Origin of the sequence: Micromonospora sp. NPDC000207 (genome assembly GCF_040300925.1) — a bacterium.
GTDB lineage: Bacteria > Actinomycetota > Actinomycetes > Mycobacteriales > Micromonosporaceae > Micromonospora.
Genome location: NZ_JBEPEQ010000030.1, coordinates 1 through 16,983 on the forward strand (window position 1 = coordinate 1; position 16,983 = coordinate 16,983).

The window sequence follows — 16,983 nt, forward strand, 5'->3', positions numbered from 1 at the left end:
CGACGCTGCCGCCCCCGCCGCCCACGGTGCCGGTCCTGACCGCCCGCGCCGTCGTGGTGCGCTACCCGGGGACCGTCGCGGTCGCCGGTGTCGACCTCGATCTGCACCCGGGCCGGATCGTGGCCCTGATGGGCCGCAACGGTTCCGGGAAGTCCAGCCTGCTCTGGGCGGTGCAGGGCAGCGGACCCCGCCAGGGCGGCACCGTCACCGTCACCGCCCCGGACGGGGCCGTCGACCCGTCGGCCCTGTCCGCGCCCCGGGCCCGCCGACACGTCGGCCTGGTGCCGCAGACCCCCGGGGACCTGCTCTACCTCGAAACCGTGCACGACGAGTGCGCCCAGGCCGACCGGGAGGCCGACGCACCCCCGGGCACCTGCCGGGACCTGCTCGACCAGCTCGTACCCGGCCTGCCCGACGACCGTCACCCCCGCGACCTGTCCGAGGGGCAGCGGCTGGGCCTGGTCCTCGCCGTCCAACTCACCGCAGCCCCGCCGGTGGTCCTGCTCGACGAACCCACCCGAGGGCTGGACTACCTCGCCAAGCGGCAGTTCGCAGCGATCGTGCGCCGCCTGGCGGCCGACGGTCGGGCGGTGGTGGTGGCCACCCACGACGTCGAACTCGTCGCGGTCCTCGCCGACCGGGTGGTGGTGATGGCCGACGGTGAGATCGTGGCCGACGGTACGGCCGCCGACGTCATGCTCGCCTCACCGGCCTTCGCCCCGCAGGTGGCGAAGGTCCTCTCGCCCCGGCCGTGGCTCACCGTCGACCAGGTCGCCACGGCGCTGGCCGACCCCGGTGACCGGGCGTGAACGTCGTGCGGGTCGCCCCGCGTACGGCTGTCGTCCTGACGTTGGCCTCACTCGCCGCCCTCGCCAGCTTCACCTGGCCGTTCTTCGTGTCCGCCCAGCCCGAGGCCACCGCCCGGACGACCGAGGCCCCGTTGGTCTTCGTCGTGATGCTCCCGGTGCTCCTGGCGGTCGTGGTCGCCGAACTCAGCTCGGGCGGCATCGACAGCAAGACCCTGGCCCTGCTGGGTGTGCTCGCCGCGGTCAACGCCGCCCTCCGTCCCCTCGGGGCCGGCACGGCCGGCATCGAGACCGTGTTCTTCCTGCTCGTCCTCGCCGGCCGGGTCTTCGGCCCCGGTTTCGGGTTCCTGCTCGGTGCCATCTCGCTGTTCGCGTCGGCGCTGCTCACCGCAGGTGTCGGCCCGTGGCTGCCGTTCCAGATGCTGGCCGCCGCCTGGTTCGGGCTGGGCGCCGGACTGCTGCCCGCCCGGTTGCGGGGCCGGGCCGAGATCGCCGTCCTGGCCGGCTACGGCGCGGTGGCCGCGTACGGCTACGGGCTGTTGATGAACCTGTGGTTCTGGCCCTTCAGCATCGGCGCCGACACCCAGCTCTCCTACGTGGCCGGCGCACCGGTGCTGGAGAACCTGCACCGGTTCGTGGTGTTCACCGCCGTCACCTCCACCTTCGGCTGGGACACCGGCCGGGCGATCACCACGGCGGTCGTGGTGGTCCTCGCCGGGCCCGCCGTGTTGGCGGTGCTGCGCCGGGCCGCCCGCCGCGCCGCGTTCGGGGCCCCGATCACGTTCGTCCCGACCCCGTCGGCCCCGTCGCCGTCGGACGCCGGTACGCCGTCGCATCCGTCGCCGTCGGGTGCGGTGGAGGGCGGGCGGCAGCGGCCGACGCCACCGACACCTGTCCCGCGACGGCGGCCCGGCGAGGCGTGACCCCGTACCTCGGATGACCCGTCGGGTGGCCCCCCGCCGTTCGACGCAACATGATCACGTCTTCTGGCACTGTGGGACGGGTGACCGCTACCCTCCGTGAGCGACTGAGCTACTGGACCGTCGTGGTCCCGGTCCTCGCGGTCGTGCTGCTCGGTGTGACCTGGAACCGGACCCTGCCCGGTCCGGTGGTGGCTGTCGTAGCGCTCTTCCTGGCCGGTGCGGTCCTCGCCGCCGTGCACCACGCCGAGGTGGTGGCCCACAGGGTGGGGGAGCCGTACGGTTCGCTGGTCCTCGCTGTCGCTGTCACCGTCATCGAGGTCGCCCTCATCGTCACCCTGATGATCAGCGGCGGGGAGAAGACGCAGGCCCTGGCCCGGGACACCGTCTTCGCCGCCGTGATGATCACCTGCAACGGGATCCTGGGCCTGTCCCTGCTGCTCGGGGCGCTGCGTCGGGGGGTCGCCGTGTTCAACCCCGAGGGCACCGGCGGGGCGCTGGCGACGGTGGCCACCCACGCCACCCAGTCCCTGGTGGTGCCCACCTTCACCACCAGCCGTCCCGGTCCCCAGTTCAGCCCGGCCCAACTGGCCTTCGCGGCGGTCGCCTCGCTCGCCCTGTACCTGCTTTTCGTGATGGTGCAGACCGGTCGGCACCGCGACTACTTCCTGCCCGTGCCGCACGACGGAGAGCGGCTCACCGCCGACGACCACGCCGACCCACCCTCTGACCGGGCCGCCCTGACCAGCCTGGCGTTGTTGGTGGTGGCGCTGGTGGCGGTGGTCGGTGACGCCAAGACCGTCTCGCCCACGCTGGAGGCGGGGGTGGCCAAGGCCAACCTGCCGCCCTCCTTCGTCGGGGTGATCATCGCCCTGTTGGTGCTCCTGCCGGAGACCCTCGCCGCCGCGCGGGCCGCCCGCCGTGGCCGGGTGCAGATCAGCCTCAACCTGGCCCTGGGTTCGGCGATGGCGAGCATCGGGTTGACGATCCCGGTCATCGCCATCGCCTCCATCTGGTTGGAGGGGCCGCTGCTGCTCGGCCTGGGCGGCACGCAGATGGCGTTGCTGGCGCTCACCGCCGTCGCCGGGGTCCTCACCGTGGTCCCGGGTCGGGCGACCCTGCTCCAGGGCGGTGTCCACCTGGTCATCCTCGGGGCGTTCGTCTTCCTCGCCGCCAGCCCCTGACCGGATCCGGGAACCGGACTGCCCCTGACCGGATCCGGGAGCCGGACTGCCCCTGACCCGGGCAGGGGACCGACCTGCCCCTGCCCGTTGCGGGGACCGGGTGAACCCCGCCGGCCGCACCTGCGTAGATCCACTCGACGGGCATGACGGAGCGGCCGTCGGGGTACCTCCCACCCCACCGCCCGACGCCCTCGGGAGGCCCCCTCGTGACGGACACCCCGCCCCGGCGGCTCCGAGCCTCGCTCACCGGGCTGGTGGCGGCCCTGATCGGCGTCGGATGCGTGGTCCCGTCCCTGCCGGACGGGACCGACGCCCAGCCGCCGCCCCGGGCTCCACAGTCACAGGACCCACAGGCCGGTACGACCGGACCGGCGAACACCACCCTGGACGGCACCGACACGCCCGAGGAGTTCCGGCAGGACGTCGCCGACGCGCAGCGGCTCACCGAGCGGTACTGGGAGGAGCAGTTCCGCGCCGCCGGTCGGCGGTTCCAGCCCGTCAGCCGGGTGATCACCTACCGGCGCGACGGCGAGGTGACCTGTGGCGGTCAGGCCGTCCCGGCCGCCAACGCGGTCTACTGTCCGGCCGGTGACTACATCGCCTACGACGAGAACTGGTCCTTCGGCGCGTTCCGCCAGATCGGCGACGCGTTCGTTTTCTACCTGATGGGCCACGAGTACGCGCACGCCGTCCAGGTCCGTCTGGGTCTGCGCCACACCTTCACCATCCAGCAGGAGTTGCAGGCCGACTGCATGGCCGGGGCGTACCTGGGTGACACCGTCCGGGCGGGCCGGCTGCTGTTGGAGAAGGGTGACCTCGACGAGTTCCGGGCCGGGTTGCTCGCCGTCGGCGACGACCCCGACCAGCCGTGGTTCGAGCAGGGTGCCCACGGGACCCCCGAGCAACGCATCGGATCCTTCTTCCGGGGCTACGATCGCTCCCTCGCCGCGTGCGAGCTGGGAGGTTGATCTGCGTCACCGGAACCGGCCCCGGCCGGTCGGACCTCCCGTCGGCTTGGCAGGATCGCTGCCGACCGCCCGATCCGCCGGGGGAGGGCCGTCGGCACCACCGGCACGCCGGTCCCCTCGGCCCCGACCGTAGGAGGACCCGCTGAACAGCCCCCAACCGGCCGCCGTGCTCTTCGACATGGACGGCACCCTGGTCGACAGCGAGATGCTGTGGGACGTCGCGTTGCACGAACTGGCAGCCGAGTGCGGCGCCACCCTCTCCGCCGCCGGTCGGCTGGCGATGGTCGGCACCCAGATGGCCCAGACGATGCGGATCCTGCACGACGACATCGGTCAGCCGGACCGTGACCCGGCCCCCGGGGCGGCGTGGCTCGACGCCCGGATCGCGGAGCTGTTCCGCACCGACCTGCGTTGGCGGCCCGGGGCGTCGACACTGCTCACCGCCGTCCGCGCGGCGGGGATCCCGACCGCCCTGGTCACCTCCAGCGGCCGGGGTCTGGTCGAGGTCGCCCTGGACACCCTGGGCCGGGACGCCTTCGACGTGGTGGTCTGCGGCGACGAGGTGGTCTCTCCCAAGCCGCACCCGGAGCCCTACCTGACCGCCGCCCGGCTGCTGGGCGTACCGATCGGTCGGTGTGTGGCCGTCGAGGACTCCCCGACCGGGGTGGCCAGCGCCCTCGCCGCCGGGGCGGCGGTGCTTGCCGTACCGGGCCACGTCCCGCTGGACCCGATCGACGGCGTGCACCAGGTCACCGACCTGACCGCCGCCGACCTGACGCTGCTCGCCGCCCTGCTCACCGGGGCCCGCTGACCGTCCCGGACCCGTCCGCGTCGGGCGGGGCCGCCCGGCCCGCTCCGGCCGACGCGGACCGTCCGGACCAGCCAGTCCGGCCCGACGCGGACGGGTCCGGACCAGCCCGGTCCGGACGACAGTCCCGGTACGGCCGAGGGCCCCCGCCGGGCGACGACGGGGGCCCTCGGTGTGCCGGTTCAGTCGTGCGCGATGGCACCCAGGATGTTGATCCGCGCGGCCCGGATCGCCGGCAGCGCCGCCGCGACCACACCGATCAGCGCTGCCAGCCCCAGGAAGATCCCCATCTGGGTCCAGGGCAGGACCAGGTCGGTGATGCCGTCCTCGCGCAGCGCCCGGACCACTGCCGCGCCGAGTCCGGTGCCGACGACCACCCCGAGCAGCGCCCCGAAGACCGAGATCACCACCGCCTCGACGGTGATCATCTGCATCGTCTGTCCCCGGCGCAGCCCGATCGCCCGCAGCAGCCCCAGTTCCCGGGTCCGCTCCAGCACCGACAGCGCCAGAGTGTTGACGATCCCCAGGACGGCGATCACGATGGCCAACGCCAGCAGGATCTGGATCATCGTCAGCAGGGTGTCGAGCTGACCTGCCTGCTGTTCGATGAAGGCGTCCCGGTCGGCCACCGACACCTCGGGGCTGTCGGCGAGCAGCGCCTCCACCCGGGGCAGGACCTCGTCGACAGCGGTGCCCGACTCCAGCTGCACGAACCCCTGGATCGGGTTCGGGATGGTGAAGTCGGCGGTCACGCTCTCCGGCAGGACCACCGGGTTGGTGAAGACCTCGCTGGTGAAGATGCCGCTGACGGTGAAGGTGCGGGCCTCGCCCCGGGCCAACTGCACCGTCGCCGTCGACCCGACCGACCAGCCGCGCCCCGTCGCCGTCTCCGACCGGACCAGCATCTGGTCCGCCCCGATCCGGTCGATGTCACCGGCGACCGGCTCGGCGCCGAAGATCTGCCGGAGGGCGGCCGGCTCGCTGCTGGCGGCGACCCAGGTCCGTTGGCCGTCGACCACTGCCATGTCGCCGTACTCGCCGTCGGCCAGGCGTACGCCGGGGATCTGGGCCGCCTCGGTGAGCACGTCCCGGTCGAAGCTCGGTGGCCGGGGGCCGCTCTGCGCACCGGCGATGACCAGTTCGGCCCGGAGGTTGTCCTGGGCCAGCCCGCTCAGGCTGCTCTTGGCCGAGTCGAGGATCACCGTCACCCCGGTCACCAGCGCGATGCCGACCATCAGGGCGGCGGCGGTGATGGCGGTCCGACGCGGGTTGCGGCCGGAGTTGAGCCGGCCGAGCTTGCCCGGCACCGTGAAACTGAAGACCGCGCCGAGCAGGGCGACCACCGGGCGGCTGAGCAGCGGCGTCAGCAACGCCACCCCGATGAAGGTGGCCAGCACCCCACCGAGGATGACCGCCAGGGCGCTGCCGCCCGCGTTGTCGGTCAACCCCAGCGCCAGCAGGATCGCACCGGCGCCGGTGATCACCGCTCCGCTGACGGTGACCCTGGTCAGCGGTCGGTCCGGGGTGGCCACGTCCTGCATCGCCGCGATCGGGGGGATCCGGGCGGCCCGCAGCGCCGGCAGCAGCGCCGCCACCACGGTGATCAGCAGGCCGACGCCGAACGCGCCGACCACGGCACTCACCGGCACCCCGATCCCGGCCAGTTCCAGCCCGCCGGCGAACTGCCCGAACAGGTACGCCAGGAGGGCACCGACGCCGACCCCGGCCGCCAGGCCGAACACCGAGGCGAGCAGACCCACTGCCACCGCCTCCAGCACCACCGAGCCGATGATCTGTCTCCCGCTGGCCCCGACCGCCCGCAGCAGCGCCAGCTCCTTGGTGCGCTGAGCCACGATGATCGAGAACGTGTTGAGGATCAGGAAGGTCCCGACCAGCAGCGCCACCGCCGCGAACCCCAGCAGGATCCGGTTGAAGAAGGTCAGCCCCTCCTCGAAGGCCGCCGACATCTCCTTCGACAGTTCCTCGCCGGTCTTCACCACGAACCGGTCGCCGAGGGCGGCGGCCAGGTCGTCACGCAGGGTGGTGTCCGACACCCCGTCGGCGGCGGTGACCGAGACGCTGTTGAAGGTGCCGGTCTCGCCGAGCATCAGCTCCTGCGCCACCGCAGTGGTGAAGTGGATCTCACTGGATCCGCCGATGGAGTCCCGTCCGCCGCTGTAGCCGAAGACCCCCACCACCGTGAAGTCCCGCCTCGGTTCCAGGGTGAGCACCCCGACCCGGTCGCCGACGTTCACCTTCCCGGCCTGGGCCAACCCGGCGTTGATCACGATCTCGTCGTCGGCGCGCGGCTCACGCCCCTCCCGCAGCTGGACCACGTCGGACTCGCCGATCCAGTTCTGCCCGAGCTGCGGTGGCCCGAACGAGCCGACCACCTTCCCGTCGCCGCCGATCAGCCGGGCCCCGTCGGCGAGCGCCAGCCCGACCGCGTCGGCCACCCCCGGCACCGCCCGGATCTCCTGCACCGTCTCGGCCGGGAACGGCGGATTGACCGGGGCCCCCTCCGCCTCGGAGACCTGCACGTTGGGCTTGCTCGCCACGTTGACGTCCACCTCGGCGTACGCGTCGGCGAAGACCTGGTCGAAGGTGCGGCTCAGGGTGTCGGTCAGGACGAACGCACCGGAGACGAACATGACGCCCAGCACCACGGCAAGGCCGGAAAGGATCAGCCGTACCTTCCGGGCCAAGAGGCTCTTCAGAGTCGCCCGCAGCATCAGCTGTCCACCTCGGTGGGGGTGTCCAGCTTCTTCATCGTGTCCAGGACGGTGTCCGCGGTCGGCTCGATCAACTCGGTGACGATCTGTCCGTCGGCCAGGAAGACCACCCGGTCGGCGTACGCGGCGGCCGTCGGGTCGTGGGTGACCATGACGATCGTCTGCCCGTGTTCACGGACCGAGTTCCGCAGGAACCGCAGCACCTCCGCCCCGGAACGGGAGTCCAGGTTGCCGGTCGGCTCGTCGGCGAAGATCACCTCGGGGCGGCCCACGAGCGCCCGCGCACACGCCACCCGCTGCTGCTGACCGCCGGACAACTGCGCCGGTCGGTGGTCCAGCCGGTTGGCGAGCCCCACCGTCGCGATCACCGTGTCGTACCAGTCCGGGTCCGGCTTGCGCCCGGCGATCGACAGCGGCAGCAGGACGTTCTCCCTGGCCGTCAGGGTGGGCAACAGGTTGAACTGTTGGAAGATGAAGCCGACCTGGTCGCGCCGGAGCTTCGTCAGCCCGGCGTCGTTCAGCCCGGTCACCGTGGTGTCCCCGATGGTCACCGTGCCCCGGCTCACCGAGTCCAGCCCGGCCAGGCAGTGCATCAACGTCGACTTGCCGGACCCGGAGGGCCCCATGATCGCGGTGAACCGACCGCGTTCGAACTCGACGCTGACTCCCCGTAGCGCGGCGACCTGCGCCTCCCCGCTGCCGTACACCTTCCAGACGTCGTTCGCCCGGGCGGCGGTCTGCGCCTGGCTCCCTACCGTCGCGGTCACGTCATCTCCCTCTGCTGTTCCTCACGGTCATCCGCGCCGTCGCACCGGGCGGCGCAGCCTGTTTCATCCTCGGGCCTGCGGACGGCCGAGAAGTCCGACCCAGGGCCGAAACGGGGCGGACTTTCCGCTGCGGGTCGGCCCCGATGCCGGCTCAGGGTTGTCCCTGACGGTCCGGCCGCCCGCTGCCTGCCGCACGGTGGTGCGGCCGTCCCGGCAGCCGGGGAGAGTCACCTCCCTCGACCGCCTTTGATCACCGTAGGTCAGCCCGGCAACCCTCCGACGCCGGTTCCGGTCCGGCACCGCCGCGCACCGCCGTCGGCTGCGGCGGCACCGTCACGCCTTCGGCCGGACCAGACCCGACTCGTACGCCAGCACCACAGCCTGGACCCGGTCACGAAGCCCCAACTTGGTCAGCACGTGTCCGACGTGGGTCTTGATCGTCGTCTCGCTGACCGACAGCTCCCGGGCGATCTCGGCGTTGGACAGGCCACGGGCGACCTGCACCAGCACTTCCCGTTCCCGTTCGGTCAGCCCGTCGAGGGTCTTCGGTGGCCCCGACGACGGATCCGGCAGGGCCCCGGCGAACCGGTCCAACAACCGCCGCAGGATGCGCGGCGCGACCACCGCGTCGCCCCCGGCCACCGTCCGGATCGCCGCCACCAGGTCCTCTGCGGGTACGTCCTTGGCGAGGAACCCGCTGGCCCCGGCCCGCAGCGCCCCCACCACGTACTCGTCGAGGTCGAACGTGGTCAGGATGAGGACCCGGACCGGCAGCTTCGCCTCGACGATCGCCCGGGTGGCCGCCACCCCGTCCATCCGGGGCATCCGGATGTCCATCAACACCACGTCCGGCAGCAGCCGACGGGACAGGTCCACCGCCTCGACCCCGTCGCCGGCCTCGGCGACGATGTCCAGGTCGTCCTCGGTCCCCAACACCATCCGGAACCCGGTACGCAACAGCGGCTGGTCGTCGGCGAGCAGGATCCGGACCGGTCGCCCCGACGTCACCTGATCGGTCATCTCGTCTCCCCGTCCCTGCCCGCCCCTGCCGGAGCCTCGTCCGTCTGCTCCACCGGGATCCGTGCGTACACCCGGAAGCCACCGCCGGTCCGGGGGCCGGTGTGCAGGGTCCCACCGTAGAGCCCCACCCACTCCCGCATCCCCACCAGCCCGTGCCCCGTCCCGATCGCCGTCGGGGCCGCCCCCCGGCCGGTGTCGGTCACCTCGACGGTGAGGTGGCCGTCGCCGAAGGTCAACAGGGCCTGCGCGGTGGCCGCACCCGCGTGGCGGACGGCGTTGGCGAGCGCCTCCTGGACGATCCGGTACACCGCCAACGAGACCCCCTCCGGCACCGGCACCGGGTCGCCCTCCACCCGCAGCGTCACCGGCAACCCGGTCTCGCGGGCCTGGTCCACGAGCGCCTCGATGCCGGCCAGACCCGGCTGCGGGCTCAGCTCGGCGGTCGGCTCCGCGTCGGAGCGCAGCACGTCCAGCAGCCGACGCATGTCCCGCAGTGTGGCCCGGCTGGTGCCCTCGATCGTGGCGATCGCCTCGTCCGCGGCGTCCGGGTCCCGACGCAGCATCCGACGCGCCCCGGTGGCCAGCACCCCCATCACGCTCACCTGGTGGGCCACCATGTCGTGCAGTTCCCTGGCGATCCGGCCGCGCTCCTGCGTCACTGCCTGCTCGGCCAGGGTCCGCTGGTTCTCCTCCGCCACCCGGGCCCTCTCGCGCAACGCCGCCAGGGTCGCCCGCCGGGCGTGCACCGCCCGTCCGACCGTGTACGACACCAGCCCGGTCAACAGGTTGTTGATCACCAGGTACGCGCTGCCGACCCCCATCCGGTTGGCGAGCGGCACCAACCCGACGAGCAGCAGCACCGGCACCCACAGCGCCACCGCTGCCACCGCCGCCCGCCGGGCCGGCCAGCTCGACGCCACCGTGTAGGTCAGCACCACGAAGGTGAGCCCCTGGGTGCCCGGGACCCGGTCCAGCCAGACCGGCAGGGCCAGGAACGCCAGGGCCGACCCGATCGCCACCACCGGCAGGCGTCGCCGGACCACCACCGGCAGGGCGCACAGCACGCTCCACAGCCAGCTCTCCGACAGCGGGCGCACCCACAGATCCTCGGGGCCGACCAGGGTGAACACCACGTCGAACAGCACCAACGCCCCGGCGAGGCCGGCATCCGCGGCGAGCGGATGCCGGCGCAGGAACTGCCGGGGCGTGACGGTCATACCGCGACGCTAACCGCCCACACCGCGAAGTGATCGTCGCCGACGGTGACTCCGTCCTCATCCGTGAGAAGGAGACTCACTCCTCCGGAACCGCCTCGGTGGCAGCGGTTCGGGCGTCGGGCAGCGGTCCCGCCGGGGCCGCCGTCACCGGGAACGGCGGCGGGGTGTTGCCGAAACTGGGGCAGTGCGCCTGGTGGCTGCACCAGTCGCAGAGCCGGCTCGGCCGGGGACGGAAGTCCTGCCGCTCGGTGGCCTGCTCGATCGCCCGCCACAACGCCACCACGGTCCGCTCGAAGCGGGCCAGCTCCTCGGCGTCCGGGGTGTAGTCGCAGACCTCGGCGTCGCGCAGGTAGAGCAGGCGCAGGACCCGGGGCACCACCCCCCGGGTCCGCCACAGCACCAACGCGTAGAACTTCAGCTGGAACAACGCCCGGGCCTCGAACGCCTCCCGGGGCGCCCCGCCGGTCTTGTAGTCGACCACCCGCAGCGCGCCGTCGGGTGCCACGTCGAGACGGTCCAGGTAACCCCTGATCAACAGCTCGTCGTCGACCACGGCGGAGATCAACGCCTCCCGCTCGGCCGGCTCCAACCGACGCGGGTCCTCGACGGTGAAGTAGCCCTCCAGCAGTGCGGTGGCCGACCTGAGGAAATCCTCGCCGGCCTGCGGTTCGGCACCGTCGAACAGGTCGGCCAGCTCCGGTTCCTCGGTGACCAGCCGGTCCCACTGCGGGGCCACCAGGTCCCCGGCCGCCGTCGGGGTCCGGTCGGCCGCCGGCAGGTCGAACAACCGCTCCAACACGGCGTGCACCAGCGTGCCGCGGGCCTGCTCCACGGTCGTGCGCTCCGGTAGCCGGTCGATGCTGCGCAGCCGGTAGAGCAGGGGACAGGTCTTGAAGTCCGCAGCCCGCGACGGCGACAGCGAGGCCCGGACCGTGGCCGGGACCTCCGTCGTGGCCGGGGGCTGGGCGATGATCACCGGTTCCGCCGTCATGTCCGCAAAGGGTAGGGCACGGGTGTGACAGCGGCGCGCCGTGGACGTCGGGCCCCGGGCGTCGGTCCGTAGCATCGAGCAGGTGCAGCAGAGATCGGAAACCTCCCGCCGTCGTGACCACCAGAGCGGACTCCGCGTCGGCCGGGTCCTCGGCGTCCCGCTGTACCTCCACGCCTCGGTGCTGCTGCTGGCCCTGCTGGTCACCGTCGTGTACGGCGAGTTCGTCCGCCACCAACTCGGGTTGTCCCAGCTCAGCGGCTACCTGATCGGGTTCGGGTTCGTGGTCTCGCTGCTCGGCTCGGTGCTGCTGCACGAACTGGGCCACGCCCTCACCGCCCGCCGCTACCACATCGGCGTACGCGGGATCACCCTCGAACTGCTCGGCGGCTACACCGAGATGGACCGCGACGCCCCCAACCCCCGGGTCGACCTGCTGGTCTCCCTCGCCGGCCCGGCGGTCTCGGCGGTGCTCGGGGTGGCCGCCACCGCCGCCACGATCGCCCTGCCCGACCGGACGGTGCTCAACCAGCTCGCCTTCCAGCTGGCGGTGAGCAACGTCATCGTCGCGGTGTTCAACCTGCTGCCCGGCCTGCCGCTGGACGGCGGCCGGGCGCTGCGGGCGGCGGTCTGGGCGGTCACCAGGGACCGGCACGTCGGCACCGAGGTCGCCGGCTGGATCGGACGGGCGGTCGCTGCGGGCACCGCCGTGGCGGTGACCCTGCTGGTGGTGGGCGGGGTCCTCGCCCCCCTCGCGCTGCCCCTGATGCTGCTCGTCGCCCTGACCCTCTGGCGCGGCGCCGGGCAGTCGATCCGGGTGGCCCGGGTCAGTCGGCGCTTCCCGCTGATCGACCTCACCCGACTGGCCCAGCCGCTGCTGCCGGTCCCCAGCGGCACCCCGCTGGCCGAGGCGCAGCGCCGCCGCGACGCCCAGTCCCCCGGGACGGCGCTCACCGTCACCGACTCGGCCGGTCGGCCGTTGGCGGTGGTCGACCCGGTGGCCGCCGCCGCGGTGCCGGCGGAGCGTCGACCCTGGCTGGCTGTCGACGCGGTGGCCCGTTCGCTGTCCGGACTGCCGACGATGCCGGTGGATCTCGACGGCGAACGGGTGATGGAGACCGTGCAGACCCACCCGGCCGCACAGTACGTCGTGACGGCAGGTGAAAATGTCGTCGGCATCCTGCACATCGCCGACCTCGCGCAGCTTCTCGAACCACGACGGAACCCGAAACCTCACGGAAGTTGAACACGTGACCGTTCACCCCCCTGCGACCCCGACCGATCCGGGCACCCCGGTGTCCGGCCCCGCCCCGGCGTTGACACCGGTGCACCGTGGCCCCTTCCGGCCCGGCGACCGGGTGCAGCTGACCGACCCGAAGGGGCGGATGCACACGGTCACCCTGGAGGTGGGCAAGGCGTTCCACACCCATCGCGGCATCCTGGAACACGACGCGTTGATCGGCCTGCCGGACGGCAGCGTGGTCACCACCTCCGGCGGCGGCACCGCGTACCTCGCCCTGCGTCCGCTGCTGTCGGACTACGTGCTCTCCATGCCGCGCGGCGCCCAGGTGATCTACCCGAAGGACTCCGCCCAGATCGTCGCCATGGGCGACATCTTCCCCGGGGCGAAGGTCCTGGAGGCCGGTGCCGGTTCCGGTGCGTTGAGCTGTTCCCTGCTGCGCGCCGTCGGCGCCGAGGGGGAGCTGCACTCCTGGGAGGTCCGGGAGGACTTCGCCCAGATCGCCCGCCGCAACGTCGAGAGCTTCTTCGCCGGGCCCCACCCCGCGTGGCACCTGCACGTCGGGGACGTCGCCGACTGCCCGGAGACCGGCTTCGACCGGATCATCCTGGACATGCTCTCCCCCTGGGAGACCCTCGACATGGTCGAGCGGGCGCTGCTGCCCGGCGGCGTGTTCATCGGGTACGTCGCCACCACCCCCCAGCTGTCCGAGCTGGTGGAGGCGCTACGGGAACGGGGTGGCTGGACCGAGCCCCGGGCCTGGGAGTCCATGGTCCGGGACTGGCACGCCGAGGGGCTCGCCGTCCGCCCCGACCACCGCATGATCGCCCACACCGCGTTCCTGGTGTCCGCCCGCAAGCTCGCCCCCGGGGTCACCGCACCGCCCCGGCGGCGCAAGCCGAGCAAGGGCACCGAGGCGTACGTCCAGCGGCGTCAGGCGTTGCGCGAGGCGGACGCGGCCCGGCAGGCCGCGATCGCCCGCGACGGTGCCGACACCGCTACCGACCCCGCCGTGGAGCTGGACCGGCCGTGACCGCCAGCCTGGGCGTCGACGTGTCGACCGAGCGAGTCATCCGACCCGGCGGGCAGGGGCACTTCCCGCGCACCGGCGTGGCGGAGGTCATCCGATGAACCTGCCCGGTTTCGACGGCGGCGAGGTGCCGGCGGTGTTCCCGGACTGGTCGCCCTACCAGGACCTGGAGTCGGCGACCCGGGCCTACCTGCGCGACCCCGACGTGGCACTGGAGGCGCTCGGCGGGGTGCTCCAGGGCGCCTCGGTGCTGGGCTTCACCCTGGAACGCTTCGTCAACGAGGTGAACGGGGTGTGGCAGGAGGTGGTGGTCTGCGACGGCAGCCGACTCATCCTGTGGCACGGCGAGGACGTCCCGCCCGGGGAGGGTCCGGCCGGTGCGATGACCTCCTCCCTGCGGGTGGTGCCGGTCTCCACGGTTACCGAGGTCGGTTGCCGTCGGCGGCTGACCCGCACCGACACCGGTGCCATCCGGGTCGACAGCGTCGACGTGTACCTGTTGCTGACCTCGCTCGACGAGGCCCCACCGGGGGACGAGACAGTCGGTACGCCCCGGCACGACGCGTTGCGGTTCGGCAAGACCCTCGACGACGGGGGAGCCGGGCAGATCGCCCGGTTGGAGGACTTCGCCCGGCTCGTCGCCTCGGTGGTCGGCCGCCCACTGCTGTAGGGGCCGTCGAACGGCCGCCCACTGCTGTAGGGGCCCGTCCGAGGGAACGTCCGCCCGGGGTGACCACCTCGGGCGGACGGGACCGGGTCGGCGGGGACCGGTGACGGTCGGACGGGTCGGGGGTCAGTCCTGGGCGTCGGGGCCGGCCACCTCGACGTCGTCGCCGCCCCGGACCACGTGGATGCACTCGCCCGGGCACTCCTTCGCCGAGTCGATGACCTCGAGTCGGAGGTGCTCGGGGACGGCCACCCGGCTCTGCGGAGCCTGCCGCAGCTCACCGTCGGGACCCTTGACGTAGGCCAGGCCGTCCACGTCGAACTCGAAGACCTCCGGCGCGTACTGCACGCAGAGCCCGTCGCCGGTGCAGAGGTCCTGGTCCACCCAGACCTGCAACTGGTCGGTAGCGACCTCGGTCACCGGCGCACCCCCATCTTCTCGCGTTCCACGACTTCGACCGTACCCCGAGCCCGGCCCCCCGCCCCGTCGGCCCCTTCCCGCGCCGGGAGGGGTCGGTCGACCCGGTCGTGACGGGGACCCGTCACTCCCTCCCTCGCCACCCCCGGTGGCCTCCGGCCGTCGGGGTCCGGCGTCGCCGCGACTCTGTCCCGGTCGGCCCCGCCCCAGGTCAACCCCGGTGGTGGGCCGGGTGTCCGCCCGGCCCGTCCCCGGGTGCCGGGGTGCCGACGGGCGGCCCCCGGACGGGTCGTGGCGATCAAGGTTCAGTGACGAGGGCGTTGCGTGGGACCGAATCGGCCTCACAGCGGCTAGTGTTAGGCAAGTACGTTCAAGCCCCCCGGGGAGGTGGGACGTGGCACGCAGTGACGACGCGGACTCGCGCGCCGCACGGTGGGAGAAGGAGGCCCACGATCTCTCCACGCAGGTCGCGTTTCTCCAAGAGGAACTCGCTCTGGTGCGGCGCAAGTTGACCGAAAGCCCCCGACACGTCCGTCAGCTCGAAGAGCGGCTGACGGCCACCCAGGCGCAGTTGGCGCGGCTGACCGAGAACAACGACCGGCTCGTGAGCACCCTCAAGGAGGCTCGCGCGCAGATCGTGACGCTCAAGGAGGAGATCGACCGGCTCGCCCAGCCGCCGAGCGGCTACGGCGTCTTCCTGACGCGGCACGACGACGACACGGTGGACATCTTCACCGGTGGGCGCAAGCTCCGGGTCGCCGTCTCGCCCTCGCTGGACGGCACCGAGCTGCAACGCGGGCAGGAGGTCCTGCTCAACGACGCGCTCAACGTCGTCGACGCGTTCGGCTACGAACGGGTCGGCGAGGTGGTGATGCTCAAGGAGCTGCTGGAGAACCCCTCCGGCGGTTCGTCCGACCGGGCCCTGGTGGTCTCCCACTCCGACGAGGAGCGGATCGTCCACCTCGCCGAGACCCTGATCGGGAGCGCGATCCGGGCCGGTGACTCGCTCATGATCGAGCCCCGCTCGGCGTACGCCTACGAGCGGATCCCGAAGAGCGAGGTCGAGGAGCTGGTCCTAGAGGAGGTGCCCGACGTCGACTACGAGGACATCGGTGGCCTCCAGTCGCAGATCGAGCAGATCCGCGACGCGGTGGAGCTGCCCTTCCTGCACGCCGATCTCTTCCGGGAGCACCAGCTCCGTCCGCCCAAGGGCATCCTGCTGTACGGCCCGCCGGGCTGCGGCAAGACCCTGATCGCGAAGGCGGTGGCCAACTCGCTGGCCAAGAAGATCGCCGAGCGGCTGGGTCAGGAGCGGCACACCAGCTTCTTCCTCAACATCAAGGGTCCCGAGCTGCTCAACAAGTACGTCGGCGAGACCGAGCGGCACATCCGGTTGATCTTCCAGCGGGCTCGGGAGAAGGCCGGTGAGGGCACTCCGGTGATCGTGTTCTTCGACGAGATGGACTCGATCTTCCGGACCCGGGGATCCGGGGTCTCCTCGGACGTGGAGAACACCATCGTCCCCCAGTTGCTCAGCGAGATCGACGGGGTGGAGGGGCTGGAGAACGTCATCGTCATCGGCGCCTCCAACCGGGAGGACATGATCGACCCGGCGATCCTGCGTCCGGGTCGGCTCGACGTCAAGATCAAGATCGAGCGTCCGGACGCCGAGGCGGCCAAGGACATCTTCTCCAAGTACATCCTCTCCGGGCTGCCGCTGCACCCCGACGACCTGACCGAGCACGGCGGCGACTCGCAGGCCACCGTCGCGGCCATGATCGACGCGGTGGTGCTGCGGATGTACTCGGAGACCGAGGAGAACCGCTTCCTCGAGGTCACCTACGCCAACGGTGACAAGGAGGTCCTGTACTTCAAGGACTTCAACTCCGGCGCGATGATCCAGAACATCGTCGACCGGGGCAAGAAGATGGCCATCAAGGAGTTCCTCACCTCCGGGCGCAAGGGGCTGCGTCTGCAGCACCTGCTCGACGCCTGCGTCGACGAGTTCCGGGAGAACGAGGACCTGCCCAACACCACCAACCCCGACGACTGGGCCCGGATCTCCGGCAAGAAGGGCGAACGGATCGTCTACATCCGTACGCTGGTCTCCGGGGGCAAGGGCGCGGAGGCCGGCCGGTCGATCGAGACCGCCAGCAACACCGGCCAGTACCTCTGAGTCGACACCGACGAGGCCCGCGACGCATCGCGTCGCGGGCCTC

General features: G+C 72.2%; 15 protein-coding genes. 9 read left to right on the forward strand and 6 right to left on the reverse strand.

Going from position 1 to position 16,983, the window contains the following annotated elements:
* From ABT336_RS09995 to ABT336_RS10015, 5 genes are all read left to right on the forward strand, one after another.
* Window positions 1-809: ATP-binding cassette domain-containing protein (locus ABT336_RS09995; protein WP_350896163.1), on the forward strand; the 809-nt coding region annotated here is incomplete at its 5' end.
* On the forward strand, window positions 806-1,729 hold the full coding sequence (locus ABT336_RS10000; RefSeq protein WP_350896164.1) for an ECF transporter S component: 924 nt from the start codon (window positions 806-808) through the stop codon (window positions 1,727-1,729). The genes ABT336_RS09995 and ABT336_RS10000, both read left to right, overlap by 4 nt.
* 50 nt (window positions 1,730-1,779) lie before the next feature.
* Window positions 1,780-2,910 carry a calcium:cation antiporter gene (locus tag ABT336_RS10005; RefSeq protein ID WP_350896165.1) on the forward strand — a complete coding sequence of 377 codons (1,131 nt, stop codon included), beginning with the start codon at window positions 1,780-1,782 and terminating at the stop codon, window positions 2,908-2,910.
* A 206-nt stretch (window positions 2,911-3,116) separates the two neighbouring features.
* On the forward strand, window positions 3,117-3,878 hold the full coding sequence (locus ABT336_RS10010; protein ID WP_350896166.1) for a neutral zinc metallopeptidase: 762 nt from the start codon (window positions 3,117-3,119) through the stop codon (window positions 3,876-3,878).
* Between the two features lie 166 nt (window positions 3,879-4,044).
* Window positions 4,045-4,689, forward strand: a complete 645-nt coding sequence (locus ABT336_RS10015) for an HAD family hydrolase (protein WP_350896167.1) — start codon at window positions 4,045-4,047, stop codon at window positions 4,687-4,689.
* 179 nt (window positions 4,690-4,868) lie between these two features.
* Here the strand turns inward: ABT336_RS10015 and ABT336_RS10020 are convergent, their stop codons facing one another.
* From ABT336_RS10020 to ABT336_RS10040, 5 genes are all read right to left on the reverse strand, one after another.
* Window positions 4,869-7,418: an ABC transporter permease gene (locus tag ABT336_RS10020; RefSeq protein ID WP_350896168.1), complete on the reverse strand. Its 2,550-nt coding sequence runs from the start codon at window positions 7,416-7,418 to the stop codon at window positions 4,869-4,871.
* Complete coding sequence (locus ABT336_RS10025; protein WP_350896169.1) at window positions 7,418-8,185, reverse strand: ABC transporter ATP-binding protein; 768 nt, start codon at window positions 8,183-8,185, stop codon at window positions 7,418-7,420. Before ABT336_RS10025 ends, ABT336_RS10020 begins: the two co-directional genes overlap by 1 nt.
* A 333-nt stretch (window positions 8,186-8,518) precedes the next feature.
* Window positions 8,519-9,205, reverse strand: coding sequence for a response regulator (locus ABT336_RS10030; protein WP_350896170.1), 687 nt, complete (start codon window positions 9,203-9,205; stop codon window positions 8,519-8,521).
* Window positions 9,202-10,422, reverse strand: a complete 1,221-nt coding sequence (locus tag ABT336_RS10035; protein ID WP_350896171.1) for a sensor histidine kinase — start codon at window positions 10,420-10,422, stop codon at window positions 9,202-9,204. The genes ABT336_RS10030 and ABT336_RS10035 overlap by 4 nt, the downstream gene beginning before the upstream one ends.
* A 76-nt stretch (window positions 10,423-10,498) precedes the next feature.
* Window positions 10,499-11,413: a RecB family exonuclease gene (locus ABT336_RS10040; protein WP_350896172.1), complete on the reverse strand. Its 915-nt coding sequence runs from the start codon at window positions 11,411-11,413 to the stop codon at window positions 10,499-10,501.
* Window positions 11,414-11,573: 160 nt separating this feature from the next.
* On the opposite strand from ABT336_RS10040, the gene ABT336_RS10045 reads away from it, so the two are divergent.
* The 3 genes from ABT336_RS10045 (at window position 11,574) to ABT336_RS10055 (ending at window position 14,350) form a co-directional block, all read left to right on the forward strand.
* Window positions 11,574-12,656, forward strand: a complete 1,083-nt coding sequence (locus tag ABT336_RS10045) for a site-2 protease family protein (RefSeq protein WP_350896209.1) — start codon at window positions 11,574-11,576, stop codon at window positions 12,654-12,656.
* A gap of 4 nt (window positions 12,657-12,660) precedes the next feature.
* Entirely contained in the window at window positions 12,661-13,683 is a 1,023-nt protein-coding gene (locus ABT336_RS10050) for a tRNA (adenine-N1)-methyltransferase (protein WP_502891146.1), read from the forward strand.
* Between the two features lie 94 nt (window positions 13,684-13,777).
* On the forward strand, window positions 13,778-14,350 hold the full coding sequence (locus tag ABT336_RS10055) for a hypothetical protein (protein WP_350896173.1): 573 nt from the start codon (window positions 13,778-13,780) through the stop codon (window positions 14,348-14,350).
* A 123-nt stretch (window positions 14,351-14,473) separates the two neighbouring features.
* Here ABT336_RS10055 and ABT336_RS10060 read toward each other — a convergent pair whose 3' ends face one another.
* The gene (locus ABT336_RS10060) at window positions 14,474-14,767 is read right to left on the reverse strand and encodes a ferredoxin (RefSeq protein WP_350896174.1); all 294 of its coding nucleotides are present in this window, start codon (window positions 14,765-14,767) and stop codon (window positions 14,474-14,476) included.
* A 391-nt stretch (window positions 14,768-15,158) separates the two neighbouring features.
* Between ABT336_RS10060 and arc the strand changes: the two genes are divergently transcribed.
* Window positions 15,159-16,940, forward strand: coding sequence for a proteasome ATPase (arc, locus tag ABT336_RS10065; RefSeq protein ID WP_350896175.1), 1,782 nt, complete (start codon window positions 15,159-15,161; stop codon window positions 16,938-16,940).
* Window positions 16,941-16,983 lie beyond the last annotated feature (43 nt).